Origin of the sequence: Paraburkholderia sp. (assembly GCF_004298475.1) — a bacterium.
Taxonomy (GTDB): domain Bacteria; phylum Pseudomonadota; class Gammaproteobacteria; order Burkholderiales; family Burkholderiaceae; genus Paraburkholderia; species Paraburkholderia denitrificans.
This window is the reverse complement of sequence record NZ_SCRP01000034.1, coordinates 266,646-293,262: the sequence shown is the minus strand read 5'-3', so window position 1 is coordinate 293,262 and position 26,617 is coordinate 266,646. Positions and strand designations below refer to the sequence as shown.

Annotated in this window: 29 protein-coding genes, 1 tRNA gene and 1 pseudogene; 22 read left to right on the top strand and 9 right to left on the bottom strand. The window is 63.7% G+C overall.

The genetic code is table 11. The features are described 5' to 3' along the window. The first annotated feature begins 63 nt into the window (after positions 1-63). Positions 64-879 carry a septum site-determining protein MinD gene (gene minD, locus EPN59_RS18155; protein ID WP_293033059.1) on the top strand — a complete coding sequence of 272 codons (816 nt, stop codon included), beginning with the start codon at positions 64-66 and terminating at the stop codon, positions 877-879. Positions 880-893: 14 nt separating this feature from the next. Further along, positions 894-1,148 (top strand): cell division topological specificity factor MinE, encoded by a 255-nt coding sequence (gene minE / locus EPN59_RS18150; protein WP_293033061.1) that lies wholly within the window; start codon positions 894-896, stop codon positions 1,146-1,148. 152 nt (positions 1,149-1,300) lie between these two features. On the opposite strand, the gene EPN59_RS18145 is transcribed toward minE, so the two are convergent. Continuing rightward, positions 1,301-2,728 carry a chloride channel protein gene (locus tag EPN59_RS18145; RefSeq protein ID WP_293033063.1) on the bottom strand — a complete coding sequence of 476 codons (1,428 nt, stop codon included), beginning with the start codon at positions 2,726-2,728 and terminating at the stop codon, positions 1,301-1,303. Positions 2,729-2,944: 216 nt separating this feature from the next. Between EPN59_RS18145 and waaC the strand changes: the two genes are divergently transcribed. Further along, positions 2,945-3,949, top strand: a complete 1,005-nt coding sequence (waaC, locus tag EPN59_RS18140) for a lipopolysaccharide heptosyltransferase I (protein WP_293033065.1) — start codon at positions 2,945-2,947, stop codon at positions 3,947-3,949. 481 nt (positions 3,950-4,430) lie between these two features. Here the strand turns inward: waaC and EPN59_RS18135 are convergent, their stop codons facing one another. From EPN59_RS18135 to EPN59_RS18120, 4 genes and pseudogenes are all read right to left on the bottom strand, one after another. Continuing rightward, positions 4,431-4,610 (bottom strand): hypothetical protein, encoded by a 180-nt coding sequence (locus EPN59_RS18135; protein ID WP_293033067.1) that lies wholly within the window; start codon positions 4,608-4,610, stop codon positions 4,431-4,433. A 156-nt stretch (positions 4,611-4,766) separates the two neighbouring features. Beyond that, positions 4,767-5,503: pseudogene (locus EPN59_RS18130) on the bottom strand (MFS transporter); the annotation flags it as partial. A gap of 41 nt (positions 5,504-5,544) precedes the next feature. Further along, positions 5,545-6,057, bottom strand: coding sequence for a TonB family protein (locus EPN59_RS18125; protein ID WP_293033069.1), 513 nt, complete (start codon positions 6,055-6,057; stop codon positions 5,545-5,547). Positions 6,058-6,181: 124 nt separating this feature from the next. Then, positions 6,182-6,394, bottom strand: coding sequence for a hypothetical protein (locus EPN59_RS18120; protein ID WP_293033071.1), 213 nt, complete (start codon positions 6,392-6,394; stop codon positions 6,182-6,184). Positions 6,395-7,052: 658 nt separating this feature from the next. On the opposite strand from EPN59_RS18120, the gene EPN59_RS18115 reads away from it, so the two are divergent. The 19 genes from EPN59_RS18115 (at position 7,053) to EPN59_RS18030 (ending at position 23,529) form a co-directional block, all read left to right on the top strand. Next, entirely contained in the window at positions 7,053-8,132 is a 1,080-nt protein-coding gene (locus EPN59_RS18115) for a DUF535 family protein (protein WP_293033073.1), read from the top strand. A gap of 335 nt (positions 8,133-8,467) precedes the next feature. Further along, complete coding sequence (locus tag EPN59_RS18110; RefSeq protein WP_293033075.1) at positions 8,468-9,709, top strand: site-specific integrase; 1,242 nt, start codon at positions 8,468-8,470, stop codon at positions 9,707-9,709. A 33-nt stretch (positions 9,710-9,742) separates the two neighbouring features. Next, positions 9,743-9,952 (top strand): excisionase family protein, encoded by a 210-nt coding sequence (gene xisR, locus EPN59_RS18105; protein WP_293033077.1) that lies wholly within the window; start codon positions 9,743-9,745, stop codon positions 9,950-9,952. A gap of 93 nt (positions 9,953-10,045) precedes the next feature. Further along, a complete protein-coding gene (locus EPN59_RS18100) occupies positions 10,046-11,194 on the top strand; it encodes a hypothetical protein (protein WP_293033079.1) in 1,149 nt (382 codons plus the stop codon). A gap of 135 nt (positions 11,195-11,329) precedes the next feature. Further along, positions 11,330-11,539, top strand: a complete 210-nt coding sequence (locus EPN59_RS18095) for an AlpA family phage regulatory protein (RefSeq protein WP_293033081.1) — start codon at positions 11,330-11,332, stop codon at positions 11,537-11,539. Positions 11,540-11,550: 11 nt separating this feature from the next. Continuing rightward, a complete protein-coding gene (locus EPN59_RS18090; RefSeq protein WP_293033083.1) occupies positions 11,551-12,012 on the top strand; it encodes a helix-turn-helix domain-containing protein in 462 nt (153 codons plus the stop codon). Next, complete coding sequence (locus EPN59_RS18085) at positions 12,009-14,423, top strand: primase-helicase family protein (RefSeq protein WP_293033085.1); 2,415 nt, start codon at positions 12,009-12,011, stop codon at positions 14,421-14,423. The genes EPN59_RS18090 and EPN59_RS18085 overlap by 4 nt, the downstream gene beginning before the upstream one ends. 316 nt (positions 14,424-14,739) lie before the next feature. Next, positions 14,740-15,018 carry a hypothetical protein gene (locus tag EPN59_RS18080; protein WP_293033087.1) on the top strand — a complete coding sequence of 93 codons (279 nt, stop codon included), beginning with the start codon at positions 14,740-14,742 and terminating at the stop codon, positions 15,016-15,018. Positions 15,019-15,030: 12 nt separating this feature from the next. Then, positions 15,031-15,909 (top strand): SET domain-containing protein-lysine N-methyltransferase, encoded by an 879-nt coding sequence (locus tag EPN59_RS18075; protein ID WP_293033089.1) that lies wholly within the window; start codon positions 15,031-15,033, stop codon positions 15,907-15,909. Between the two features lie 11 nt (positions 15,910-15,920). Further along, positions 15,921-16,685 carry a hypothetical protein gene (locus tag EPN59_RS18070; protein WP_293033091.1) on the top strand — a complete coding sequence of 255 codons (765 nt, stop codon included), beginning with the start codon at positions 15,921-15,923 and terminating at the stop codon, positions 16,683-16,685. Positions 16,686-16,751: 66 nt separating this feature from the next. Continuing rightward, positions 16,752-19,289 (top strand): lytic transglycosylase domain-containing protein, encoded by a 2,538-nt coding sequence (locus tag EPN59_RS18065; RefSeq protein ID WP_293033093.1) that lies wholly within the window; start codon positions 16,752-16,754, stop codon positions 19,287-19,289. Between the two features lie 159 nt (positions 19,290-19,448). Continuing rightward, positions 19,449-19,775, top strand: a complete 327-nt coding sequence (locus EPN59_RS18060) for a DUF5681 domain-containing protein (protein ID WP_293033095.1) — start codon at positions 19,449-19,451, stop codon at positions 19,773-19,775. A 35-nt stretch (positions 19,776-19,810) separates the two neighbouring features. Continuing rightward, positions 19,811-20,071 (top strand): hypothetical protein, encoded by a 261-nt coding sequence (locus tag EPN59_RS18055; RefSeq protein ID WP_293033097.1) that lies wholly within the window; start codon positions 19,811-19,813, stop codon positions 20,069-20,071. 12 nt (positions 20,072-20,083) lie between these two features. Beyond that, complete coding sequence (locus EPN59_RS18050; protein WP_293033099.1) at positions 20,084-20,992, top strand: hypothetical protein; 909 nt, start codon at positions 20,084-20,086, stop codon at positions 20,990-20,992. 64 nt (positions 20,993-21,056) lie between these two features. Continuing rightward, positions 21,057-21,629 (top strand): hypothetical protein, encoded by a 573-nt coding sequence (locus tag EPN59_RS18045; protein WP_293033101.1) that lies wholly within the window; start codon positions 21,057-21,059, stop codon positions 21,627-21,629. 285 nt (positions 21,630-21,914) lie between these two features. After that, entirely contained in the window at positions 21,915-22,085 is a 171-nt protein-coding gene (locus EPN59_RS18040; protein ID WP_293033103.1) for a hypothetical protein, read from the top strand. A 43-nt stretch (positions 22,086-22,128) separates the two neighbouring features. Beyond that, positions 22,129-22,428, top strand: a complete 300-nt coding sequence (locus tag EPN59_RS18035; RefSeq protein WP_293046546.1) for a hypothetical protein — start codon at positions 22,129-22,131, stop codon at positions 22,426-22,428. Between the two features lie 24 nt (positions 22,429-22,452). Then, positions 22,453-22,842, top strand: a complete 390-nt coding sequence (locus EPN59_RS19750) for a helix-turn-helix domain-containing protein (protein WP_363928578.1) — start codon at positions 22,453-22,455, stop codon at positions 22,840-22,842. A 174-nt stretch (positions 22,843-23,016) separates the two neighbouring features. Then, a complete protein-coding gene (locus EPN59_RS18030) occupies positions 23,017-23,529 on the top strand; it encodes a hypothetical protein (RefSeq protein ID WP_293033107.1) in 513 nt (170 codons plus the stop codon). A 119-nt stretch (positions 23,530-23,648) separates the two neighbouring features. On the opposite strand, the gene EPN59_RS18025 is transcribed toward EPN59_RS18030, so the two are convergent. The 4 genes from EPN59_RS18025 to rph all read right to left on the bottom strand — a co-directional run bounded on the left by EPN59_RS18025 (position 23,649) and on the right by rph (position 26,402). Then, positions 23,649-23,738, bottom strand: a tRNA-Ser gene (locus EPN59_RS18025). A gap of 54 nt (positions 23,739-23,792) precedes the next feature. Further along, on the bottom strand, positions 23,793-25,010 hold the full coding sequence (hemW, locus tag EPN59_RS18020) for a radical SAM family heme chaperone HemW (protein ID WP_293033109.1): 1,218 nt from the start codon (positions 25,008-25,010) through the stop codon (positions 23,793-23,795). Further along, a complete protein-coding gene (gene rdgB / locus EPN59_RS18015) occupies positions 25,007-25,624 on the bottom strand; it encodes an RdgB/HAM1 family non-canonical purine NTP pyrophosphatase (RefSeq protein ID WP_293033129.1) in 618 nt (205 codons plus the stop codon). The genes hemW and rdgB overlap by 4 nt, the downstream gene beginning before the upstream one ends. Positions 25,625-25,661: 37 nt before the next feature. After that, positions 25,662-26,402, bottom strand: a complete 741-nt coding sequence (rph, locus tag EPN59_RS18010) for a ribonuclease PH (RefSeq protein ID WP_293033111.1) — start codon at positions 26,400-26,402, stop codon at positions 25,662-25,664. Positions 26,403-26,617: the final 215 nt, after the last annotated feature.

The following is a 26,617-nucleotide window of genomic DNA, read 5'->3' as shown; positions in this document are numbered from 1 at the left end:
AGTAGCGGCGCGCGGTACGCGATGGGGCAAAACTGAAGAAATTGACGAACGCAAGGTAAGGGAATGGCAAAAATCATTGTGGTGACTTCGGGCAAAGGTGGCGTGGGCAAGACGACCACGAGCGCGAGTTTCGCATCGGGCCTCGCGTTGCGCGGCCACAAGACCGCAGTCATCGACTTTGACGTTGGCCTGCGCAATCTCGACCTCATCATGGGTTGCGAGCGCCGCGTCGTGTACGACCTCATCAACGTGATCCAGGGTGAAGCGAACCTGAACCAGGCGCTCATCAAGGACAAGAAGTGCGAGAACCTCTTCATCCTGCCGGCCTCGCAGACGCGCGACAAGGATGCGCTCACGAAGGAAGGCGTCGAGAAGGTCATCAAAGATCTCATCGCGATGGACTTCCAGTACATCATTTGCGATTCGCCCGCGGGCATCGAATCGGGCGCGCTGCTCGCCATGCACTTCGCCGATGAGGCGCTCATCGTGACGAACCCGGAAGTGTCGTCGGTGCGCGATTCGGACCGTATTCTCGGCATGCTTTCGTCGAAGACGAAGCGCGCGATCGAGGGCCACGATCCCATCAAGGAGCATCTGCTGATTACGCGCTACAACCCGAAGCGCGTGAGCGAAGGCGAAATGCTCTCGCTCGGCGATATTCAGGAGATTCTGCGCATCGAACTGATCGGCGTGATTCCGGAATCGGAAGCCGTGCTGCATGCGTCGAATCAGGGTTTGCCGGCCGTTCACCTGGACGGCACCGATGTCGCCGAGTCGTATAAGGACGTCGTCTCGCGCTTTCTCGGCGAAGACAAGTCGCTTCGTTTCACCGACTACCAGAAGCCGGGCCTCTTTCAGCGCCTCTTCGGCAACAAGTAAAGGAGGCGCAACTCATGTCGTTTCTTTCGTTTTTTCTCGGCGAGAAGAGAAAGTCCGCCTCGGTAGCGAAGGAACGCCTGCAGCTCATCATTGCGCACGAGCGGGCAGGCGGCCATCCGCCGGCCGATTATCTGCCGGCGCTGCAGCGCGAACTGGTCGCGGTGATTTCGAAGTACGTGAAGATCTCGGACGAAGATATTCGCGTCAGTCTCGAACGTCAGGACGACCTCGAGGTGCTCGAGGTCAAGATCGAGATTCCGCAAGCCTGATGACGCCGCGCCCGGCCTTCGCGCCGTGCGCGGCGCAGACGTTGTCGTTTGTTTGCCCTTCTCCGCGGTTCACGGCAGTCGTGCTGCCGTAACCGTTCCCTTGCGCGTGCAAGCGGTTTTTGCACGCGCGTCTTCAGTTGCGTTTTCCGCTATCAGCGTTGAGGCGTTTCGTTCGCCTCTGCGGGGTCGGGTTCGTTGCGCTGGAGCGGTTCCGGCATATCGGGTATCTCCGCGCTCGCGCTTGCCGGTTCCGCCTGCGATTTCGCTTCGGGCGCAGGATGCGGCAGCGTCAGATAGCGCAGCGATAGCGTCTCGTAGAGCGGCGGCGCGAAGATACGCGCAACCCGGCTCGCGATCAGCGCGGTCGCCATCAGCGAGATCACGAGCGCATGGCCGTCGATCATCTCCATCACGATCACGAACGACGTGATCGGCGACTGCGTGACGGCCGCAAGATAGCCCACCATCGCGAGCGCGATCAGCATCGGGAGCTGCAAGCTCCCGAATACCGTGTGCAGCAGGTTGCCGAAGCCCGCGCCGATCGACAGCGATGGCGCGAAAATGCCGCCCGGAATGCCCGGCAGGTAAGAACCCACCATCGCGGCCATCTTCAGGAACGGGTAGGCCGTCGAAAGCTGCTCGCGCCCGTCGAGGAGCCCGCGCGCTTCGGCGTAGCCGCTGCCGAATGTCGTGCCGCCCGAGGCGATGCCGATCACGGCAATCGCGAGCCCGCAGAGCGCCGCGAACACGATCGGCTGCTCGCCGTGCAGCTTGCGCAGCGGTGCCGGAATCCAGCGTGCGGTATTGAGCAGCAGCCAGCTGAACACGCCGCCCGCAACGCCCGTCACGACGGCGGTCAGTACCACGGCGAGCGCGAGCAGGTCGGGAAAGTGCGCGCCGATCTGGATCGTGCCGAAGTACGTGTAGTTGCCGTTCAGGCCGAGCGCGATGGCGCCCGCGATGATGATCGTCGTGATGACGACGCCGCTTGCGCGGGCTTCGAAGCTGCGCGTGAGTTCCTCGATGGCGAACACGATGCCCGCGAGCGGCGTATTGAACGCGGCGGACAGCCCAGCGGCCGCGCCGGCGAGGATGAGCTTGTGTTCGATGAGCCGGTTCGAGCGCGGATAGAGCCGCCGCATGTTGAACATGAGCGCGGCGCCGATCTGCACGGTCGGGCCTTCGCGGCCGATGGTGAAGCCGCCGAGTATGCCGAGAAACGAAATGCCGATCTTGCCCGCGAGAATGCGCAGCGTGAGCAGGCGCGCGCCGGTTTCGCCGCGCTTTGCGTGCAGCGCGGCGATGACCTGCGGAATGCCGCTGCCTTCGGCGCCGCGAAAGAACGTGCGCGTGAGCCAGACCGAGAGGGCCGCCACGGCCGGCGTGACGATGAGCGGCAGCCACGCGTGCCCGCGCTCCATGTGCAAAAACGCGTCGTAGCCCCAGTCGATCAGCCGCGCGTAGAACACGGCGACGAGACCCACGGCGACGGCGCCGAGCCACAGCACTCCGTACTGTCGCCACAGGCGGCGGGCGCGCCGCATGGCGGTGGAGGAGAGGTCAGGGCGGATCAACTGCATGACTATGCCTGTGGCGCAAAGCGCGAATTATAGCGATGTGCCGCCTTCGTCCACCTTTCAGGCAGACGACGGCGCGACAGCGCTCGTGCGCGGACCGGTCTACATCCTGAAAAGAGGGGGCCGATACATTTCGCAGCTTTGTTGACCTATGCCTGTTGCAGTCGTCGAATCCGTTAGAATCTCAAAAAATTGGACGTATGGTGGGTCGGCGGGACAATGAAACGAATTCTGGTTGTTAAGGTGACCTCGATGGGCGACATCGTGGAGGCACTGCCTGTCGTCGCCGACATTCGCCGTGCTTTTCCCGGCGTGAAAGTCGACTGGCCCGCGGACGAGTCGTTCGTCGATATCGTGCGCTGGAACGCCGGGGTCGATCGCGTGTTGTACGCGCCGCTGCGCCGCTTCAAGAAGACGCGCCGCTGGAGCGACTTCAAGGCGATTCTGGCTTCGATTGTCGAGCTGCGCGCCGAGCGCTACGACGTCATCATCGATATCCACGGCGTGTACAAGAGCGCGATCATCGCGTGGCTCGCACGTTCGAAGCGGTGCTTCGGCTATCTCGCGAAGGACCTCGGCGAGCGTGGAGCGGCATTTGCGTACAACGGCCGTTTCGGGCCGCGCCCGGCGTGCGATGCGTGGACCGGCATGCGCGTGAGCGCAGGCGAGGCGCTCGGCTATACGGTCGACACGCCGCCCGAGTTCAACATGCGCGTGCCGCGCCTGGGCGACGCGCTGCCCGCGCCGGAAAGCCCGACTGCAATCATCTTTCACGCGACGTCGAAGGATGAGAAGAAGTGGCCGGTCGCGCATTGGGGCGAACTGTGCCTCGCCTTGCAGGCGCGCGGCCTGCGTATCGAATTGCCGTGGGGCTCGGAGGTCGAGCGCGCGACGGCCGTCGAAATTGCAGCGCTCGTGCCGGGCGCCGTGGTGCTGCCGCAACTCACCGTGAGACAGGTCGCGCAGCGTATCGAGGACGCGGCGCTCGTCGTCGGCACCGATACCGGCTTCGTCCACCTCAGCCACGCGTTCAGCCGGCCGACTGTCATGATCTTCGTCACGACGTCGGCGGAACACACGGGCGTGCGTGCGCCGGGGCGTTCGATTTCGGTTGGAGACGGTCTCCACGTTCCGCCCGTCAAGGTCGCGCTCGACGCCGTCGATCAGGTCTATCCGCCGCGTGGCAACACGACGGCAGGCGATGCGTTCGCTCCGGCTGCCTGAATGCGCACCTGAATACGCACCCGCTCACCCAGCCGCACGATTGCCCGGCCGTCCCGGGGCATTGCTCAGACGCGATGCCGTGCCGCGCTCAAACTTCCGTTTACCGGTTTGTTAAATGTGTCGCCGCAGATTGGCGAATCTTGCGCGTGCGGCCCGGTGGCGCGCTGCGCCGCCTCGGCTGTAACACGCCTCGAACGGCCACTTACAAATTGCAACGCCTCGCGAAGGCGCCGTCGTGTTCAATCAGAACCGTCTAAAGGCCGATCACCGAGCGGCCGGACAACCAACATCGACTCGACGGGAGAATGACGTGAAACGATTGACGCTAACCATCATTGCAGGCGCACTGCTCGCAGTGGCGCTCGGCGGGTGCATCGTGGTGCCGGCAGGCGGCTACTACGGTGGCGGCTACCATCGCGGCTACTACTGATAACCGTTCGGGAGGATAAGGGCGGCGCGAATGCTGCAACCGCGATGCGGGTCAGGCGAGCAACATTTCCATCGCGACGACAGCCGCGATGGCCGCAATATTGGCTGCGACCGCCTCGATCACGACGGCGCGCCAGCTCGCGGTTCGCCAGCGCGCCGCCAGCACAAGCGAAAAGCCCAGTGCGAGCGCGATGATCAGGACGACGTCGGCGTTGCTCAGATAAAGGTTCATCGTCGGCTCCCGGCGCGGCAAGAGCGGGGTTGGCTAACCGGAATTTCTGACCGGTTGTTCCGAGTATAGTCAGGCGCCGCGCACGCACCAAGCGGCCAAAAGAAGCGGAGTCCGCGAGAAGCGGCTCCGCTTTTGCCTTGATTGAGGCGCGGTGCGTTACATCAATGTGTTGTGACGCGTTTCGTGCATGCTCAGGACGCCGAACAGGCTCACGGCGGCCGCAATCGAAACGTAGGCGCCAACCTACGACAGCCCGCCGCGCGCGGCGAGCACCTGCGCGATATACGGCGCTACGGACGCGCCGAGAATGCCGCCCAGGTTGTACGCGACGCCCGCGCCCGTGTAGCGCACGCTGGTCGGGAAGAGTTCGGGCAGCAGCGCGCCCATCGGGGCGAAGGCGGCGCCCATCAGGAACAACTGGATCACGAGGAACAGCAGTACGAGCGGCAGCACGCCGCTGCCGAGCAGCGGCGCCATCGTGAAGCAGCACCGCCGAGATGACGAACGGCACGCGCCAGCCCCAGTCGCAGGAACTGCTGATCGGAAAGCGTCGAGGCGAGGCCGAAGAAGAGGCCGTTCGAGGCGAGAAAGCCCACCGACGGCCTGAACTGCGGAAACATGCCGAACCAGCCGCGCTTGCCTGGCGGCGCGTATTCGGTCGCGAGCAGCGCCGCGCCGCCCCATTCGCCGCCAAGGCCAATGCCCTGACCGAAACGCAGGATGCACAGCAGGACCGGTGCGAGGCTGCCGATCACGTCGTAACCGGGCACAAAGCCGATCGCCGTCGTCGAGAGGCCCATCACGAGCAGGGATGCGACGAGGGTCGATTTGCGGCCGATGCGGTCGCCGAAGTGGCCGAACAGGAAAGAGCCGATCGGCCGCGCCACGAATGCAAAAACCGGAGCGCGGCGGGTGCGAGGCGATCCGGCGCGGCTCAGTTGAAATTCTGTGCTTGCGGCGACGCTAGCGTGCGCAACTGGAATTTGCCGTCGTCGTTGAAGAGCCAGTCCTCGAACATTTCGAGCTGGCCGAGCGAGTTGAGCAGACGCGCAGGCGGCGGAGGCAGCGGCGTCGCGCGGTGCAGCGTCGAGAGCGCGGTGGCTTCGGCATCGTCGTCGCCATTGGTGCGGTACACCGACGACTTCACGACCTGGCCATCGCGGTCGACCACGAACGAAACGACGACGAGCGAGCGCAGCATTGCCTGCGGCGTGCCGGCGAGGATATAGGAAGGATTGCGTTCGACGATGCGGTGCGCGACCGCTGCGCGATATTGGTCGAGCGTGTAGCTGTTGAGGGCCGCGGGCGGAATGGCGAGGAGCGGCCTCGGCGGCGGCGTGATGGTGCAGGCGCTGGCGATCAGCAGCAGCAATGCGAGCCCCGTGCGCCGCAGCACAAGGGCAGACGAACTGGCGAAGCGGCGGGTCGGGCAGACGCTGATGAGCATGGCGCGCAAGCTCGGAGGCGAGACCAGATTCGAGCTTAGTCGATACGCTGCAGGATGCAATCCGCAGTGTCCCGCGCCGTGCGGTGAGCGCCCGGCGTCGGATGAAGCGAGGAAACGGACTGGTTTAGAGCAGGGGGAATTGCCCGCACGGATCGGTCGTGACGGTCCCGCAAGCGTACGAATACTGGCCGCTCTTCAGGACCAGTTCCTTGCCTTGTTGAACGTTCTCGCGGAAATCGGGCGAGCTTTCCCAGGCGATGAAGCCACTGCACATGACGGCAGACAGGACCACGAGCGAAAACGCGAATCTTTCAAGACGTTGATAGCGGTATGGCATGACGGCAATTCCCGGGAAGAGCCCGGATTTTACCGTGTTGTCAGGGTTAATACCTATGATTCCGATCGGGTCAATGGTGCCGTTCTCGCCTGCTTCATGCGTTTCGCCCTTGGCGGGGGGAGCGTGATTCGGCCGTGGGGCATTTCACGGGGACGGGACGCAAAGACACTGGCGTCGTGGGTGCGAGCGCCCTCAGTGCAAACGATGCGGTCGATATGACCGGGAAAACGGCGCGTAGCGCTAGCGATTTCCACGCCCAGCATAACTGTTCCGGGTGCGACAAAATAACGCAGTCTTTCACGGGCGCTGGCGACGAGAGCTGGCTAGGCGTCCGACGGGTGATCCGGTAATATTTCGTAAAATTACGACTTGCTCCGTAATTTCCCGGGGCCAATGCGAATCTTCGTACGCGTGTTCGCCTTGGCTGTCCGAAGGATCGGGCCGTCGCATTCCGTGCGTGAGATGGCTCGTCGAACATTGGTGATCGGGACTGCAAGTGTCGATAAGAACTGCGATAGATGTGCGCAGCAAAATCGATCAGCCCGTGCCCGAATCGTCATTCAGGTGCACTGCAGTTGCAATTCGCAATGCGGTCACGTCTGCAGCCGGCTGCCTCCGTGTTTAGGCTACGTATGAAAATGAAAGCGGATGGCGGTTGATGATGTCGATTTCCGTGATTTACCACTTGCTGGCGAGAGCTATCCCTGGGCGAAGCGCCGGTGCCGTGTTTCGGAAGATTCGCGTACTGATGTACGCACTGCTCAATCCATTTGCGGCCCGCATCTGGCTGCGTGCCGTGGCGACCAACGCGCTGCTCGCCGATATTGCCGTGCGTAACCGGCGCTACCTTGAACGTCCCTTTCGCCGCTTCATCCAGGCGGATATGCCTGCCCGCGCACGTGCCGAACTACTGTGCGGACATTTCCGCGTCGTGCGGGAACTCTTCGGCGACGATCGGGTGCGCAGTCTTTATCTGAAGTCGGATCACGTGACTTTGGCATCGAGTGGCCGATATGCCATCGTGGTGAGCGAGCCGGTACGCTGCTGGCGCGAGGGGTTGCTTACCGTCGCCTGGCGCGACATGGTCGAGCACGTCGATCTTGCGTGGGCGACGATCAGTTTCGAGTGGCATGCCGGATCGGGGAAACGCGGGGCGCTGATCGGCGGCCTGCAGGGGCCGGCGGGGACGGACAGAGAGCGGGTGCGCGAGGCGACGCGCGCATGCCACGGATTGCGGCCGAAGGCTGCGGTGGTGGAGGCCGTCTGTTTGCTGTCGAGGATGGCAAAGGTCGACGTGCTGAGCGGGGTGACGAAGAAGACGCACGTTTCCGCCGGAACGCAAGTGCAGGTGCGCGCGGATTATGACGGCTTTTGGGAGGAGATCGGCGGTGTTGAAACCGCTGGGCGGTATGTGTTGCCGCTTAGCCTGCATCACCGCGACGTCAGCGAGGTTCCGTCGAACCGGCGTTCAGCGTTTCGCAGGCGGCAAACGCTGATTGCGGACTTGCTGGCGCAGATTGCGCAGGCGGTCGATGCAAAGCCGGTCGGAGAGGCGATGCCTGGCCATCTGGGCCACCTGAAGGGCGACAGCAAGGCCGACAGCAAGGCCGACAGCGATCGTCTGGATTTTGCTGTTGCGCTGACAACCGATCCTCGTGACGCGGAACCGGTTTTTGCATTCAACGGCGTCAAACCCCTGCAAGCCAATAAGCCGGTTTCGCAACGACTCGCTGCCTGAGCCACCTGAGCCGCGTGATATTTTTCCCGTGCGAACGGGATGCTCGAAGCCGTACACGGCTGGCACACGCCAAAAAACAAAACGCGCACACCGTGACAGTGCGCGCGTTTGGTAGGGGATCAAGCGCGGGAACTGACGAACCGCTTTCCCGAGGGCCTCATCCTGCAGACATGTATGGCGGAGGCGGTGTCCGCCATGTAAGTCTTAACGAAGACAACCGAAGATAAACGAAACCCCTTACGGATAGGGGCATTAGAAAAATTGGTTGTCTAGCGTCGTCTAGCCAAGTACCATGAAATCTTGATATTTTTGGCGGGTACGTTGGCGGGTAGAAGATGCCGAAAGTTGCTAAGGAACTAGGTGCGCTGGCCGTTTCGCGCTTGACGTCACCGGGCATGCACGCGGTCGGTAAGGTCGCGGGGCTGCATCTGCAGGTCACGGAAAGTGGCGCGCGCTCGTGGGTGCTCCGGGTGACGGTCGGGGGGAAGCGCCGTGAAATCGGCCTGGGTGGCTATCCAGCGGTCACGCTCAAGGATGCCCATGACAAGGCGCGGACGACGCGCGACGAGATCAAGTCGGGCGTCGATCCAGTGCTGGTGCGCCGCGCCGCGCGCAGTCGCATCAAGGCTGAGCAGGTAACCGAAGTCACGTTCGAGGATGCCGCGCGGACCTACATGGCGACCAAGGTTTCCGAGTGGAAGAATCCCAAGCACGCGGACCAGTGGAAAAACACGCTTGAAACCTACGCCTATCCGTTCATCGGTCGTCTGCATCTTCGGCATATCCAGCGTGAGCACGTAGTACAGGTGCTTGAGCCGATCTGGCTGGAAAAGAACGAAACTGCGTCGCGCCTGCGCGGGCGTATCGAGGCGATCCTGAGCTGGGGCAAGGTCAAGGGCTACCGGGACGGGGAGAACCCGGCGGCGTGGCGCGGCAACCTCGAAAACCTGCTGGCCCGGCCGTCGAAGGTGCAGGAGGTCCGCAACCATCCTGCCGTGCCGCTCGCGGAAATGGCCGACTTCATGAAGAAGCTGCGCGCCGTCGAGGGCAATAGCGCGCGGTGCCTTGAATTCGCGATCCTGACCGGAGCCCGCTCGGGGGAAGCCCGTGGTGTCCGGTTCAGCGAGATCGACTGGAACACCAACGTCTGGCGTGTGCCTGCTGAGCGGATGAAGGCGAAGAAAGAGCATCGCGTCCCGCTGTCGGCAGATGCGGTCAAGCTGCTGACGTCCATGCCGCGCGCGGAGGATCAGGACCTGATCTTCCCGAGCCCGCGCGGGAAGGTACTCTCCGATATGGCGATGTTGATGCTGGTTCGCCGAACCGGCATCGATGCCGTGCCGCACGGCTTCCGCTCGACCTTCCGCGACTGGGCTGGCGAGATGACGAACTATCCGCGCGAGCTGGCGGAAGTCGCGCTGGCGCACGTCAAAGGGGATGCAACCGAGGCGGCGTACTGGCGCAGCGACGTGCTCGAACGTCGACGCCGAATGATGAGCGATTGGGCGAAGTTCATCGCGAAGCCGATGAAGGCCGCCGCCAACGTGACGCATCTCAACAAGAAATCTGCCGCCTGATGGTGTCAGGCAGACTAGCCGACGGAGACATCCATGCAGGAGCCGATTGTTCATATCTCTCCCGCGCCGTACGTGACGGTTGCGCTGGCGGCCGCAATTACGGGCCTCACAGAGAAGGCGATCCGCCGCAAGATCGAGGAAGGCAAGTGGATCGAGGGCCGCGAATATCGTCGCTCCCCCGATGGCGGGGTGTTCATCTCGATCAAGGGGTATCAGCAGTGGATCGAGCGCGGCCGCAGGTAGCGTAACGCCGATCAACAAGACCGCTGCCGACGGTATCAGGCAAAGCGGCGGCCGCCAGCTGGCGGCGACAACAACATTCTGGCCTGACTAGCGATGACCCAAAAACCTTTTACATTCAATCCAGCAACTCAAGGTGTAGCAAGCGAATCACTGCAGATCGACGGCGGATATGTGCAAGCTGCCGGGATGGCCGGAGGCAGTCAGCAAGCTCCAATGGTGTCCGGTGGCGGCAGTGCTTCGATCACGAAAGCAGACGGAACCGTAGCGCCGATCGAGCCTGCCGAGGCTTACGCGCCCATGCAAACGCCTGCATTCAACGCGCAGGAACGTACGTATTTCGCCGAAGCTGAACATTGGAACGAGGTTGAGCTTTTGGGCCTGTGCCTCGGCGTGCCCCGGTATGCAGACCGCGACGATATTGCGCCGGAACACAGCCGGGAGGGGATGAAGAAGGCAATTCGGGATGCGCTGGGGGACGGTTCGTTGCCCGGGGACCGCAATCCGGACGCCAGGCCGGGCGAAGCTGTCTACGGTGGGGTCTGGCGAATCCAGCCGCTCGATGCGATCGAGTGGGCATTCCGATGCGAATACCCGCTGCCCGGGTGGCTTACGGGAAGCAAGGAGACGGAGCTACACGCGCGGCATGAAGCCCGGAAGGCCGCGGCTGGCCGTTTAACGATCGACGAGGCTGCGCAGGATCTGGCCAAAGGAACGGGCCAGGACGCTGTCAGCTGGCTTGAACTGATCGTAGGGACCATCCAGACATCCCAGAAGCTCCGTGAAGATCCGAAATCAAAGCTAACGGGCGCCAATCTCGTGGCGCTCAACCCGCGAGATCCCACAGACGCGCGCCCCTACAACATGCCGGCCGCTCCCCATTGGAAGCACGGTGTGCGTACCAAGCACGAGCAGGTCGATCGTGCGGCCGTAAATCGATGGCTCGATGCCCACCCGGAGTGGCTGGTGTCGTATCGTTTTGAAATTCGCGATGCACCCGCCGATGTGCCGGGTACTACGCCCGCAAGCAAACCAATTTCCCGGCAGCGACACCAAGAGCAAGAGATTCTGCGGGTGCTTCGCGAACTTGGGCACGACCCGTGCAAGCTACCCAAGCGGGTCAACGGCAAACGATGGGTGGCCGCCGATGTGCGCGACAAGCTCACCGGCCCCGGATGGACGAAAAGCATCCACACGAAAGCCTGGCAGCGCCTCCTCGATGACGGCTCAATCCGGGAGGCCTAAACCCTACCCGCACGACCCTACCCCAAGTTGGTACACGGTAGACGGTTGCGGCGGGGGATGGTTGTGAAAATCTAATGACGGACATCGACATGCACGAACTTGCATGTGTCGAGACAACCTCTAAGGAGAGAGTCGATGTCCGTCAACCTCAAGGGCCTGCGCCCTGTTCAAGCTGCCGAAAAGCTCGGCATCGGCGTGAGCACACTGTGGGCGCGCGCCAAGCGCGAAGCTGACTTCCCGAAGCCGGTAAAGCTCAGCATGCGCACCACGATTTTCGTCGAGCACGAACTCGACGCCTATCTGCAGAAGCGGATCGCGGAAGCGCGCGGCGCAGTCCTCGCATAAGGGGGCGCGCGATGACCAGCAAAAATGAAAAGGGCCGCAACCCCCAGCAGGGCGCGACCCAGAAGACCAGCGCCGTCAATTCTACGGGCAACAGTCTGGCGGCACAACGCGCACGAATTCTCGATTTCCTGCGTCGCCGTGGCGCGTTGAGCACGCTCGATGCTCGGCACGAGATCGACGTGATGCATCCTGCGGCGCGTGTGATGGAGCTGCGTCGGCAGGGCCACCCGATCTTGACCAATTGGGCGCGCGAGATGACGCCCGAAGGTGGCACGCATCGCGTTGCACAGTACCGTCTGATGCGTGCGGCGCCGGGAATGCAAAGAGGTACCGCGCAGCTCGTCACGTTCGTTCAGTACGACGAGTCCGGCCAGATTGTCCGTTCGACCACGTTCGACAAATTCCATGCCGCACGCGCGCTGCCGCCACTGTTCGCCTTGGGCTTCACGCGGTTGCGCGAGGTGCGCGCATGAATGCTGCGTTTCCGTACCCCGTCGACATCGACACGCTTCGGCAGTTCATCCAACTGGCACGGCCGAGCGGGGGCGCGCTGACGTTGCTGCATATTGCGGCCGCCGGTGGCGCACCGCAAGCGCGGACGTTCGACGTGCCGGCCGAGCTCGACGCGCTGATCGAGTACGCCCGCCAGCACAATGCCGCGCGCTCCAATATCTACTGGTTGCCCAACGCAGCCGCATGCCGCGATCGCAAGCCCGCCAAGGGTGATATGACGGCGGCGCGCTTCGCGTGGGCGGACTGCGATCCCGATATCAAGCGATTCGGCAGTTACGACGCGGCGCGTGTGCACCTGACCGGCACTCACGCCGCGCAGCTTGAGCCAGTTGCGTCGTTCGTGATCGACTCAGGCAACGGCCTGCAGGCGTTTTTCCGGCTTGCCCAGCCAGTCGCGCTGCCCGCCAGCCTTGATGCCTACGAGCGCATCAATCAGGCGGTCGGCGAGGCATTCGCGGGCCCCGGCACGTTCAACGTGGACCGCATCATGCGCGTGCCGGGTACGTGGAACTGGCCGACGACTACGAAGCGCAAAAAGGGCTACCCCGAAGCACCGGGCATGGCGCGCATCGTGTCAGCGTCGACCCGAACGTTCACCCTCGAGCAGCTCGGCGAGCTTGTGAAAGTAGACGAGCCGGGCGCGCCGCCAGCCGGCGTTGATGCCGACACTGGCGAGGTGGACGCCGAGCGCCGGTTCGCGGATCTGCTGAAAACGGACGTGAAGCTGCGCGACCGATGGGCTGGCGGCACGACGGGCCTCGCCGACACGTCGGGCAGCGCAATGGACCTGTCGCTGTACGCGATGCTGATCGCACGGCGGTTCGCCCACGACGACATCGTGACGCTGATGGCGGGCTGGCAACACGGTAGCGCCTCTGGCCGGGCGCAGGGCGCGCGGTACTGGGATCGGCTGCGAGGGAACACCGAAGCGCAACCGGTTCAGCTCACGCCTGCCGACAAGGCCGTGCACGAGCTGAACCAGCGTCACGCGTACGTGCTGCTGGGCGGTTCCGGGGCCGTGCTGAACGAACACGAGTCCGGCGCTGATTTCATCAAGCTCGATGCATTTCGCGCCTACTACGCGAACCAGCTCGTGCCGGTCGAAAGCGTCGACAAGCAGGGGCGGGAGGCCACGAAGTGGGCGCCGGTGGCCGACGTATGGCTGAGGCACCGCGAGCGGCGCACGTTCGACGGCATCGAGTTCGCCCCCGGCGGCGCGCGGCGCGGCTGGTACAACCTCTGGCGAGGCTTCGCCGTCGAACAGCTCCCCGGCATGACGATGTTTCGCGCGGGGCTGCGCTGCCGGCGCTTTCTCTCGCACGTCAAATACAACGTCTGTCATGGCAATCGCGAGCAGTTCCGGTACTTCATGCAGTGGTGCGCGGACATGGTGCAGCGGCCCGATGAAAAACCCGGCGTCGCGGTGGCGATCAGCGGCGAGAAGGGGACCGGGAAGACCAAGGTTGTCGAGGTGCTGGCGGCACTGCTCGGGCGGCACGCGCTGTCAGTCAGCCAGCCCGAGCACTTGGTGGGCCGCTTCAATGCCCACCAGGCGCAGGCGCTCCTTGTCGCTGCTGAGGAGTCGTTCTGGGCTGGCGACAAGAAGGCTGAGGGTGCGCTCAAGCATCTGATCACGAGCCCGAGCGCGATGATGGAGCGCAAGGGTGTGGACGCGGTCGAGATGCAGTCGCTGACGCGGTTCATGTTCGTCGGCAACGCCGAGTGGATCTTCCCGGCGACAGCGGACGAGCGGCGCCTGTTTGCTATGACGTGCGGAAACCGCCGCCAGCGGGACTATGCGTACTTCCGCGCGATTGATGACCAGATGTACGGCGCTGGGCTTCGCCGGCACAAGCGCGGCAGCGCGGCACCCGGACTGCAGGCACTGCTGACCTTCCTCGCGGCGCTCGACCTGAGCCGCTTCGAGATCCGGGCAATTCCGGAAACCATAGGGCTGCGTGAGCAGCGCGCCGCGACGTTCGAGCCGCACGAGCAGTTCTTCCGGGACTGCCTCACCAATCAGGAAATTGGTGGCGGCCCGTGGACCGAGGAAAGCATGCGGTTCTCCAAGCAGGCGCTCTATCAGGTGTTTGCCGATTCAGTACAGGGGCGGCGATTCATCGTGAACCAGGCGGTTTTCGGTCGGTGGATCAAGCGCGTGTTTGGTTGGAAGGAGGTCCGCATTGGTTCGAACCCGCGGGAGTGGGTCATGTCCGGTTGGTCTGCGGCTCGAGATGCGTTCGCGGACGGTATGAAGGTGGAGATTGAACTGGACGACGACGAACCAGCCCATGCGGCGCGAGCGAGCGCGCAAGAAATTGCGGATGCGCGGTTTTTTGCCTGTTCGGATGATGGTAGCGACTTGGCATGAGCGGCTTGGCTCCACGCAAAAAATAACGTGGAGCCGTGAAAGCCTTATCCAGTAAGACTTGCGCCATGACTCCATTGCTCCACTACCAATTTCTGTTTGTGCAGCGGAGTGCGAATCGGAGCGTGAAGATCATAAGTAGTAGTGCTTATTTTCTATTTATATCTTTTTACATGGAGTTAAGTGGAGTAGTGGAGCCGAGGCCGTGCAGCAAGGGTTTGGCGTGCTCCATGTGTGCTCCACGACTCCACGTATAGGCGGCTGCTAACAGCCAGAAAGCAGGGTAACCAAGGCAGTGCGATCAACAGGAGATTTCATCGTGACTTTGGCTGAACAACTTCAACGGGACCGGCTCTTGAACGCGGTCAACATGACGCACGCGCGTTTTCGGGCACTGCTCGCCACAGCGTTGGCTGCGACCCAGCGGGCGCAGAGCGGGCTTCCCGTCGTGGACGACATACGCATCCTGTGCGCCGACATTTCGCTGATGCAGGGCTGGCTGGAGGGTGAATCGCTTGCTGTGTCGTCAGGCGCGCCGCAACAGTCGGGCGCCCCTGACGATCAAGCCGGTGCAGTGTCTGGACCCGTGGTGCACTGACAGGGGATCGATATGGAAATGTTTGATGTGCAGGAGCTGGACCGAGTTGCGCGGCGCGATCATGAAATCCTCGACGCGTTGCGATCTCGCGATCTCACGCGCGCCGAACACGCAATGCTCGACGCCCCGCAAGCGCAGTGTTCGGTGATTCACCACTTCGGCCCGGGGCTATGCGTTCGCGAGGTGTTCCTGCCCGCCGGCGCGTTCGTAGTTGGCCACCGGCACAAGACGGCGCACCTGAACGTTTTCCTGAAAGGCCGGCTACGGATGGTGCGGGATGACGGCAGCACGGAGGAACTGGTCGCGCCAATGATGTTTGTCGGGCAACCGGGGCGGAAGTGCTGCTACGTCATCGAGGATGTTGTCTGGCAGAACATCTTTGCAACCGAGGAAACCGACATCCAGAAGATCGAGGCGCAGTTTCTCGACAAGAGCGAAGGTTTTGCAGCCCATCAGGAACGTGAGCTGTTGGCACGTGCCGGCGAGCATGCGGATGACCGCGCCGATTATGCCGCCGCGTTGCTCCAGACGGGTTTCGACGAAGCAACCGCGCGGGCCATATCCGAATCGACCGCTGACCAATGTCCGTTCCCGCACGGTGCATGGCGCGTGAAGACTGGGCCATCTCCCATCGAAGGTACGGGGCTTTTCGCGACGACGCCGATCGCCTCTGGCGAACTGATTGCGCCTGCTCGCATCGGTGGTTTGCGCACGCCGGCCGGTCGCTTCACGAACCATTCCCGTGCGCCGAATGCCGAAATGGTGTCGCGCGCCAACGGCGATATCGATCTTGTTGCGTTGTGCGATATCGGCGGTTGTCGCGGCGGTCAGGACGGGGACGAAATCACTATCGACTATCGCCAGGCGCTTGCGCTGTCTGGCATTTGCTAACAGGAGGGTATATGTCCGCAGTAGCCGTAGCTGTTGTAGGTGGAGGCCTTGTCTCCAGTCTCGTTGGTGCAGGCGCCTCGGAAAGTGCGGCCAATACGCAGGCCGACGCAGCGAACAACGCGACGCAGGCGCAGCTTGCGATGTTCAACCAGACGCAGCAAAACCTGCAACCGTACATGGATGCAGGTAACACCGCGCTCTCGACACTGACCGGGCAACTGGGCGCACTGAACAACCCGATGGCGATCCAGCCGTCGATCAACAACACGAACTGGCAGTCGCTGATGAGCCCGGCCTACCAGTTCCAGCTGCAGCAGGGTCAGCAAGCATTGCAGAACAGTCAGGCCGCCAGCGATGGCGTGCTCTCCGGGGCCGCACTCAAGGGGCTCGTCAACTACAACCAGCAGGCCGCCGGCACCGCGTTCCAGAACGCGTTCAACGACTACCAGACGCAATACGGCAACCAGTTCAACCAGTACCAGACGCAGAACCAGAACATCTACAACCGCCTGTCGAATCTCGCGAACCTCGGCGAAAACGCGGGCGCGAATGTGGGTCAGGCGGCCACGCAGACCGGTGCGAATGTCGCGAACACGATGCAGGCAGCCGGGAACGCGCAGGCAGCCGGGATCATGGGTATGGGCAACGCGGTCACCGGTGCCGTGAATAACGGTATGGGGTACTACATGCTCAACAATCTTTCCGGCGGCAACCTGTTCGGCGGGGGAGCGGCTGCCGACTATGGGGTGCCCGGCTGGACACCGGCAGGAGCCTAAACATAAGCCCGCTCGGGGATTTAGGCCGTACCCCGAGCAGTCGACCAGCACAGGGAGCGTTAAATTATGAGTGACTTATTTTCGACATTGCAGGCGTTTGTCGATGCGTCGGATGAGCAGCCCACATTCGATCCCGCGAAGAGCTACGGCACGCCCGCGTCGATGCTGGATAACCTCCAGAATCAGGAGAGCAGCGGCGGCAAGAACCTCGTGAATCCGAAGACGGGCGCGATGGGCCCGTACCAGTTCCTGCCGTCCACGCTCGCGGCGCTGCGCAACCAGGGCGTCAAGTTCGATCCGTTCGATCCGCAGCAGTCGCGCGCGGCGGCCGACTGGTACATTCAGCAGCTCAAGCAGCAGAACGGCGGCACATACCAGGGCGCGCTCAAGGCCTATGGCGGGTTCGTGCACGCCGACCCTACGCAGTATGTCAACCACGTGATGAACGGCGTGCCGGACTTCGGTGGCGGCACCGTGCCCGGTCAGTCGAGCGTCGGTCAGCAGCCATCGGGTTACAGCGGCCCGAAATCGGACTTGCTGTCGACATTGCAGGCGTTCGCCGACGCACCGGATAAGCAGCCAGCGAAAGCGCCTGCGCAGCCGCAGCAGTCCCCCGGTGTTGTGGCCTCGCTCGCTGCTGGCGCCGGCCACGGCCTCGGCTCGATGGCGATGGGGGCGCAGGAACTCATCGGGCGTGGGCTCAATGCCGTCGGCGCCAATACTGTCGGTCAGTGGCTCACGAACGACGCGCAGCAGGGGCAGCAGAAGCTGGACGCCGAGGTGGCGCCGTATCAGTCGGCGCACGATGTTGCGACAGGCGCTGGCGATATCGTCGGCGGCATTGGTGGAATGGCGGCGCTTCCCGAGGTCAAGGCGCTTGAAGGCACCGGCTTTCTGGCGAATGCCGCCAAGGGTGCCGCGTACGGTGCGACGGCCCGGGCATCCAACCCGAACGTCAATTACCTGCCTCAGAAAGCTGTCGACGCGGTCGCTGGCGGCCTGCTCGGCGGGATTGGTGCCAAGCTCACCCAGTTTGTGTCTCCATACCTCTCGAACACGGTCAATTCGATGCGCGGCCGCCTGGGTATCCTCGGTTCGCAGTCGAACGCATCCAGCGCCGCTGCGGGCGTCGTGAACGACGTCTTGCAACGAGCCGGTGTCGATCCGTCCAAGGTTTCGCCGGCCGCCATGTCCGGTCCGGTGTCGCAAATCGCCGATGCATTGCGCACTGGCGGTACGCCATCGCCCAACGCCGCAGCGACGATCGCCCGTATGGGGGAGGCGGCATCGTTGCCGGTTCCGGTGGAACTGTCGGCCGGTCAGGCCAGTCGCGATCCGATGCAGTTCGCCCAGGAGCGCAACTGGCGCGGCGTGTCGGGTGTCGGCGAGACGGTGCAGGCGCTGGAGGCGCGCCAGAACGCGCAACTGGCCGGAAACCTCGACGCGCTCGGGGCGAATCAGGCGCCAGCACCGATCGACGTTGGGCGGCAGATCATAGGTGCCGCGAACAGCTTCGACAACGGTTGGTCGAACCATATCACCCGCCTATACAGCGCAGTCAGGAACACCGGGGGAACGTCGGCGGCTGTGAACACGGTGGACGCTATGAAGCCAGTCGCGCAGAGCCTCAAGGATTCGTTTATCTCGCCGGAATCCCTCCCCGGCGACGTGCAGCGGGTCTATCAAGGGTTGCAGACCGGCGCGCTCCCGCTCACGGCTGGCGACATGATGGCGGTCGACAAGATGTTGTCACGGGCCCAGCAGGGCGCGACGGATGGGAACGCCAAATACGCGATCGGGCAGATCCGCAGCGGGCTCAGCAACGCGACGATCGACGGCGCAACAGGGCAGGACGCCGTGACCGCGTACAACTACGCGCGTTCGGCGGCAAAGCAGCGTTTCGATTTCATCGACGCGAATCCGTGGTATCGAGACGCGATCAACGGCGTGGAACCCGATAACTTCTTCAAGCGCAACGTGCTGCAAGCCAATTCGCAACCGCTGACGAACATGATGCAAGGCCTGCAGAAGAACAATCCGGACATTGCGCAAAACGTGCGGAACGCCACGGCCGACTTCCTCAAGAGTAAGGCTACGCCACGCGCGACGGCGGACGAAGTTCCTGTGTTCAACCACGCTACGTTCGACCGGCTGGTGACCGATCCAAACAACGTGCAGCGACTGCAGGCCGTGTTCGGTCCCGATGGGTTTGACACGATTCAGTCGATCAACAACGTTGCGCGCAACATCAAAACCGCGCCGCCAGGCGCGAACGTGAACACCTCGGGCACGGCGGGGGCGCTGGCGGACATGGCGCAGAACGGTGCACGCGGCGTGGCACTGAGCGGGTTGACCGCTCTCGGCCGCGCGGCGGGACTGGGCCCCGTAGTGGATCTGGGAGCCGCTGCGGCGCGGGGTATTGGAAACGTGGTCAACCGACAGAAGATGGCCGCGAGCGTGGTCGCTCCCGACATAGCGCGATCCGGATCTAGTCGAGCCACCGGCTTTCCACGTCGATTGTTTCCGGCGGGTGGGATGAGGCTTTCGGATCTCGCTGGAATCCCAGCCAACGCAGCACCCGCCGACGAACAGCCCGGCCAGTGAGCTTGCCGATCAGATAGGAGTTGGCCCGGAGCGTGCCCAACATCGCCCCGACGACGTACAGGACGATGCCTGCCGCCAGCACGACGGCAATGGACTCGATCTGGGCCAACACCATGACTCTTCGGGATGAAACGATCTCGGGGCATTGTAGGAGCAAATATGGCGACAAACAGCAAAAAGCCACGTGGCGCGGGCAAGCAGTTCCAGCCGGGCACAAGCGGCAATCCGACGGGGCGGCCTAAAAAGACGCCTGAAGAACAGGAACTGATTGACATGTGCCGAATGAAATCGCGCGCCGCGCTCGACGTTGTCGAGCAGATCATGCTGCGCGGCGCGAGCGAGCGTACCCGGCTGGCGGCCGCGTTGGCCGTGATCGAGCGCGCGTACGGCAAGCCACGGCAGGAGATCGATGCCAACGTAAGCGGGCAGATTCAGACCATTACTCGCCGGATCATCGATCTTCACAGCGGCGAGGATTTGGCGTGACCGGGAACCGTTCCAACCGACCATGCGAGAGTGTGATGAGCCAGAAAAAACCTTCGCTGGATGAAGACCCGTTTCTCTATACGGCATCGCTGCTTAAAGCAATTTGCCACGCCCTGACCACCGAGCAGCGCGCGCGAATTGCGGCCGAGCTGATGGCGGACGCGCACGATATGAACGACGCCGCCGAGTCTGCGGATGACCAGCAATTCGCGCTTGCGCTTGCCTCGCTGGCTGCTCTTGCAGAAGACGGCCCCGATGCGGCGTTCAACGTACTGGACGCGATCCAGCCGCGGTAACGAGAGGATCACATGCGATACGCACCCTTTGGGCTGGCGGTACCGGCGACCGGTGCTGCGGTGTTCCTCTCGATCCTGTCGGGAATGCAGCGCGGCGGGTTGCCTTCCGAGCGTGTGGCGTGGGTGATGATCGGCGTGTTGCTGACCGCAGCCGCGCATCTGCTGCCCGCGCTGTGGAGCGGCGCAAGCCTCCCGCACCGCATCATCGCAGCGGGAATCTGGATGGGCTGCATGGCTGCGACGTGCTATGGGCACGCAGTGTTCTTCCTGCTCGCCCAGCAGCACGCCGGCGAGCACCGGGCGCAGGCAGTGACCGGGCCGCACGACGTCGGGCGCGATCTGGGCGCGATTGCAACGGACAGGGCAACGGCGGTGGCGCAGCTGGTGGCCCGGTGTGCGAGCCGGTGCGAGGCGAAGCACGTCACGCTTCGGGCGCGCATTGATGCGCTGGACGCCGAGGCGGACGACGCGCGTCGCCGGGAAACGGCCGCTGATCGTGCCGTTACTCGCCGTGACGAGCTGCGCGCCGACCCGGTAACGGGCCGACTCGCGAGCGCCCTGGGCGTGCCTGAGTCGAGGCTTGATCTGCTGGTCGGGATGTTGTGCGCGCTCACGCTAGAAGGGGTGGGATGCCTGTGTTGGGCGCTGGCGCTCGATCGTCCCGCAGGCGCGGCGAAGGTCGTCCCGCAAGCACCGTGCGAAAGGGAGGTACCGCCGGCGGTAACGGTTGCGGAGCCCGCAGTCACGGAAACGGTGGCCAGTAACGGGCCGCCGGACGCGGGAGATCGAGAGCGAGTAGCGGCCGAGATCGCCGCGGGGCGACTGCGCTGCACGGTAGCGGATATCCGCCGGTTCCTCAGCTGCTCGCAGCAGCGAGCGATGCTGCTACGCCGTGAGCTGGAGTCGATGGCATTCGCATGATCTACGGCGTAGGGCTCACGAAAGATCGGGTATCGTCTGGCGCACAGGAACCAGCGAGGGGCGTATGGGCAAGTTCGATGATTTGGCGCGGCGGCTGCGGGCACGTGTGGAGCAGAGTGCGAGCCGCGAAAAATCTCTCGACTGGAAGGCCGCCGGTGCGATCGACGAGCTGCGCGCGAAAATTGAAGCTCTGCAGGCCGAGAACACGCGTCTCGATGCCGAAAACCGAACCTTGCGCACGGAGAACGAGAGGGGCAAGGCGTCGGCGGTCGAAGTAGCGCCGACGGTCGAGCGTGAGGCGTCGCTACCGCCCGGCATGCGTGCGCTCAGTGTCAAAGAAGCTGCCGCGCTGCTCAGCGTCTCATACCGGACCGCGTTTGAGCACAAGGCGTCGCTCGGCTTTTTTCGGGTCGGCGCCGCATGGCGAGTTTGGCCCGAAGACTTGAAGGCGGCGACGTCGGGTTCAGTCGCAAAGCAGGCGAAGTCAGAGGAACCGCAACCCTCTCAACTTCGAACCGGTGCCGGTGTTTCTCAGATGCTCGGCCTTTCGCGCTCTGCGCGGGAGGCGGCAGCCGAGCTGGACGAGCTGCTGGCGCGACGGACCGAAAGGCGCTCCAAAACGAAAGGCGGGGCTTGACGCCGCCCACCTGACGCAGGCATGATCGGCTTGCTGCTGAAACAACAGCGGCTCGGGTTTGGCGACCTGACATGTACAAGGCGCAAGTAAGCCGCGCCGTCGTTCGACCTGCGGCTTTTCTATTTGCGCTCGCCTTTGCGCGCCTCTTTCAATGGGCGGGCCTGGGTGGGGAGACCCTCGGGTCTGCCGGTTACCTTGTACGCCGGTTCGCCAACCCCGCTCAGTGCCCGCTCACCCCGTTTGGCGACGGGGCTGCGGGTCTTACCCGTACAAGGAGGTCGCACAATGCGTCAAACCCTCGCTCACCCCGATCAGCTGCAATCCCCCCTCGAAATCATCCGCGCCGCCTTACGTGACGCTGCAACCGCTCCGACTGTGTTCGATGCGCTCGACGTGACCGGCGACGCGCTGCGCCGTCTGGCCGAGCTAGCCCGTGCGGAGGTGCGTCATGGCTGATTCCAAACTCACGCCCAAGGATGCGTGCTTTCGTGGCGCGCTTATGTTCGACCACTACGCACGCCCCAACGCGCCCGAATGGTCGACCGTATCGAGCGATCTGATCGGCGAGATCAGTCGCGCGTCCAATGCGATTTCGACGATTTCGCGACTGGTGCACAACAGTCTGTGTGAAACGGTGGACGATGTCGATGTCGATGTCGTGCCACTTGGGCATGAGGCGCACTGCGGGCTTTTGAATGCCGCTGATCTCATTGGCCAGTACCTCCACCAGATCGCCGGGAAGATGCACGATCAGGCGCACGCCCACGTTGAGAAAAGGGCGAAGGTGCATCATGGCTGAGCGTATCTATGACATCGAGGAGGGATGATGGCGCGCTTACCCAAGGCTTCGAAGCCGGAATTGAACCAACTGAGCACCCGTGAACTGGAGCTGTGCGTCGAACTGCTCGACGTGCTCGCCGAGCGCATTGCATGTCGCGTAGCGGCACGGCTACGCGATCGGACTGTAGCGACAACGATCGTTAGTCCGCAACGCGCATCGGGGGCAGCGGAAACGCCTTCAAGTGAGCATCTGGTCCGAGCCGGGGCGTTATACCGCGTGAGCGACGTTGCGCAAAAGCTGGGTGTTTCGAAGGCAACTGTATATGGGCTAGTGCGCAGGGGGGAACTGGAACTCATGAAGATCGGCCTGCGCGCGAGCTGTGTTCCGGGAGAAAGTATTGCAGCCTTTATCGCGAGGCGTCGGGGTCGATAACGTAGTGCAGACGCCGCCCGTGTGGCAATTTCAGGCTGGCCGTTGCCGGCCTGTTTTCGTTTACAGGCCGTTGCGCGCGGTACGATTCTAGAGACAGGCTAATCCTTACGTTACGGACCCCGCGCCGCCATGCTTAACGCTATTGAGACACGGACCCCTCCCACGATCGAGCAATTGCCCGAAATCGAAAAGCAGGCGCGTGCGGTGGCGGCGCGCATCGCGGAAGAGATCGCCCAGATCGATCAGGCATTGCACGGGCTTGATGAGCTGCTGAACTTCCTGCAGCCCCCGCACACCGGCAAGATACGGATCGAATGGTGGAAGCGAAACGGGCGCCTGGTGCCGCAGCCTGTCGTCTGGCGTCATTCGGCGGCCGGCTGGCGGGCGGAGCGGGTGCCGGTGGCTGGCTTGAGTCGGCGCGTGCGTTCGGCCCGCGAGTTTCACGATAACCAGAAGCAGGTCCGGGCGGTGTGCCAGAACGTCACGAAGCTGCTGACGATGCGGGAGCAGACGCTGGCGCCGCTCGCGATGTTCCGGCGCACGACGTCGGGCACACTGAACACGAACCGCCATCGGCTTGTGCTGGCAATTGCAGGAATCGACATTGCACTCGCGACGATGCGGGCGGTGTACGGTGTCAGTGACAGTTTGACGGTCGAGAACGCGGAAGGACTGGCCAACGAGTGACGGTGAACAGCCGGCGGCGTGGTGACGATACAACGCCATTCAAGCACTTCAGCGGATGGCGGGTGTTTTGGCGGGTAGAAATGAAAAACGGGCCGAAAGGCCCGTATTCATTGGATGTCTGGCGGAGGCGGTGAGATTCGAACTCACGGAAGGGTTACCCCTTCGCCGGTTTTCAAGACCGGTGCATTCAACCACTCTGCCACACCTCCGAAGCCGCGCATTGTAACTCAAAAGCCGGTGTCGCCAGCAGCCTGCGCGTTGCGTTAGCCGGCGTCCTTGAGAAACATCTCCTGCAGATCGTTCAAAAAGCGCTGTCCGAGTTCGGTCGGCGCAATTTTCTCGTAATCGCGGCTGATGAGCCCGCGCCGCTCGGCCTCCTCGAGCGCTGGTTCGATCGACGTCATCGAAAGCCCGGTGGACTCGGCGAAGCGATACACCGGGAAACCTTCCACGAGCCGCAGCGCATTGAGCATGAACTCGAACGGCAGATCGTGCGGGCCGACCTCGTGCTCCTCCTGCACCGCCGTGCCTGCGCGGGCCTGCTCGATGAACGTCGTCGGATGCTTGTAGCGCGCCTGGCGCACGATGCGGTTCGGGAACGACAGCTTCGTGTGCGCCCCCGCGCCGATGCCGAGGTAGTCGCCGAAGCGCCAGTAATTGAGGTTGTGGCGGCATTGCCGATTCGGCTTCGCATACGCCGACACCTCGTAGCGTTCGTAGCCCGCTTGCGCCGTGCGCGCGTGAATCCACTCCTGCATGTCGGCGGACTGATCGTCGTCGGGCAGCGGCGGCGGAAACTTCGCGAACAGCGTGTTCGGTTCGAGCGTCAGGTGATAGAGCGACAGATGCGGCGGCGCGAATGAGAGCGCCGTTTCGATGTCCGCCTGGCATTCGGCGAGCGTCTGCTTCGGCAGCGCGTACATCAGGTCGAGGTTGAAGTTGTCGAAGGTCTTCGCCGCGACTTCGACGGCGTGACGCGCCTGCGCCGCATCGTGGATGCGTCCTAGCGCCTTCAGGTGCGCTTCGTTGAAGCTCTGGATGCCCACCGAAAGCCGGTTCACGCCGCTCGCGTGAAACTGCGCGAACTTGTCGGCTTCGAATGTGCCCGGGTTCGCTTCGAGCGTGATTTCGGCATCGGCGTCGAGCGGCAGCAGGGCGCGCACGTCCGAGAGCAGCCGGTCGAGCCCGGCCGCCGAGAGCAGGCTCGGTGTCCCGCCGCCGATGAAAACCGAGTGCACCTGGCGGCCCCAGATGAGCGGCAGCGACTGTTCGAGGTCGGCGCGCAGCGCGTCGAGGTATTCGTTCTCGGGAAAGCGCTCGCCTTTCCATTCGTGCGAATTGAAGTCGCAGTACGGACACTTGCGCACGCACCACGGGAAATGCACGTAGAGCGAGAGCGGCGGCAGCGAGGTCAGCCGGATGCTGCCCGGCATCGAGAACGCCTGGATCACGCGGTTACCGGTTTCATGCGCCTGGCTCATGCGTCCTCCCTGAGCCGTGCGAGCAACTGCTTCAGCGCAATCGCCCGGTGGCTCGATGCGTTCTTCACGGCCAGATCGAGTTCGGCGGCGCTCGCGTTCAGCGCCGGCAGGAAGAAGTAGGGGTCGTAGCCGAAGCCGTTGGCGCCGCGCGGCGCGTCGAGCACGATGCCGTGCCAGCGGCCTTCGGCGATGAGCGGCTCGGGGTCGTCCGCGTGGCGCACGAGCGCGAGGACGCAGTAGTAATACGCGCGGCGATCCGCGTGGTCCTTCAGGTGCTCGACGAGCAGCGCGTTGTTCGCCGCATCGCTCTTTTCGCCGCCCGCGAGCTGCGCGTAGCGTGCGGAATGCACGCCCGGCGCGCCGCGCAGCGCGCGCACGCACAGGCCGGAATCGTCGGCCAGCGCGGGCAGGCCGGTCAGCTTCGCCGCGTGACGCGCCTTGGCGAGCGCATTTTCGACGAAGGTCGGATGCGGTTCCTGTGCGTCGGGCACGTTGAATTCGCCCTGCGGCACGAGTTCGATGCCCGCCGTCGCGAAGAGCGCTGCGAACTCGCGCAGCTTGCCCGCGTTGTTCGACGCGAGCACGACGCGCGCGAGCGCGTCAGCAGCCACCATCTCGCGCGCGAGCGCGTCAGCGGTCATGTCGCGCGTCTCAGCCATGCACGCTCTCCAGCACGGCCTTCTGCTTCTCGACGAGCGTGCGGATGCCGCTTTGCGCGAGGTCGACCAGCGCGTCCATTTCGGCGCGCGAGAACGGCGTGCCCTCAGCCGTGCCCTGGATTTCGACGATGCCGCCCGAGCCGGTCATCACGACGTTCATGTCGGTGTCGCACTGCGAGTCTTCGGCGTAGTCGAGGTCGAGCAACGGCGCGCCTTCGTACATGCCGACCGAGATCGCCGCGACGTAATCGGTGATCGGCGAGCGCTCGATGCGGCCCATCGCGAGCAGCTTCGACACCGCGTCGTGTGCGGCGACGAAGGCGCCCGTGATGCTCGCCGTGCGCGTGCCGCCGTCGGCCTGGATCACGTCGCAGTCGAGGTTGATCGTGCGCGCGCCGAGCGTTTCGAGGTCGAACACGGCGCGCAGCGCACGGCCGATCAGGCGCTGGATTTCCTGGGTGCGGCCCGTCTGTTTGCCGCGCGCGGCTTCGCGGTCGCTGCGCGTGTGGGTGGCGCGCGGCAACATGCCGTATTCGGCGGTGAGCCAGCCCTGGCCCTTGTCGCGCAGGAACGGCGGCACGCTTTCGGAGACGCTCGCGGTGCACAGCACCTTCGTATCGCCGAATTCGACGAGCACGGAACCTTCGGCGTACTTCGTATAGTGGCGGGTGATGCGGACGTCGCGAAGCTGGCTGGCGGGGCGGCCGCTCGGGCGCTGGATGGATTGGGTCATCGGTGAGGCGTGCGCGCAGGCACGAAGCAGGGAGCGAAACGCTAATTTTACCGTCGGATGCGCCGCGTGCGCGCGATGCCCCTGACGGTAGCGTCGCCGTGCGCTTGTGAGTCGCCTGTGGGCCGCTTCCAGGTCGCTCGTGAGCCGCTTCTAAGCCGCGCGTGAGCCGCGCGTGAGCCAGTTGCGGCGCGGCTGCTCGCGATGTCGCCGCGGAT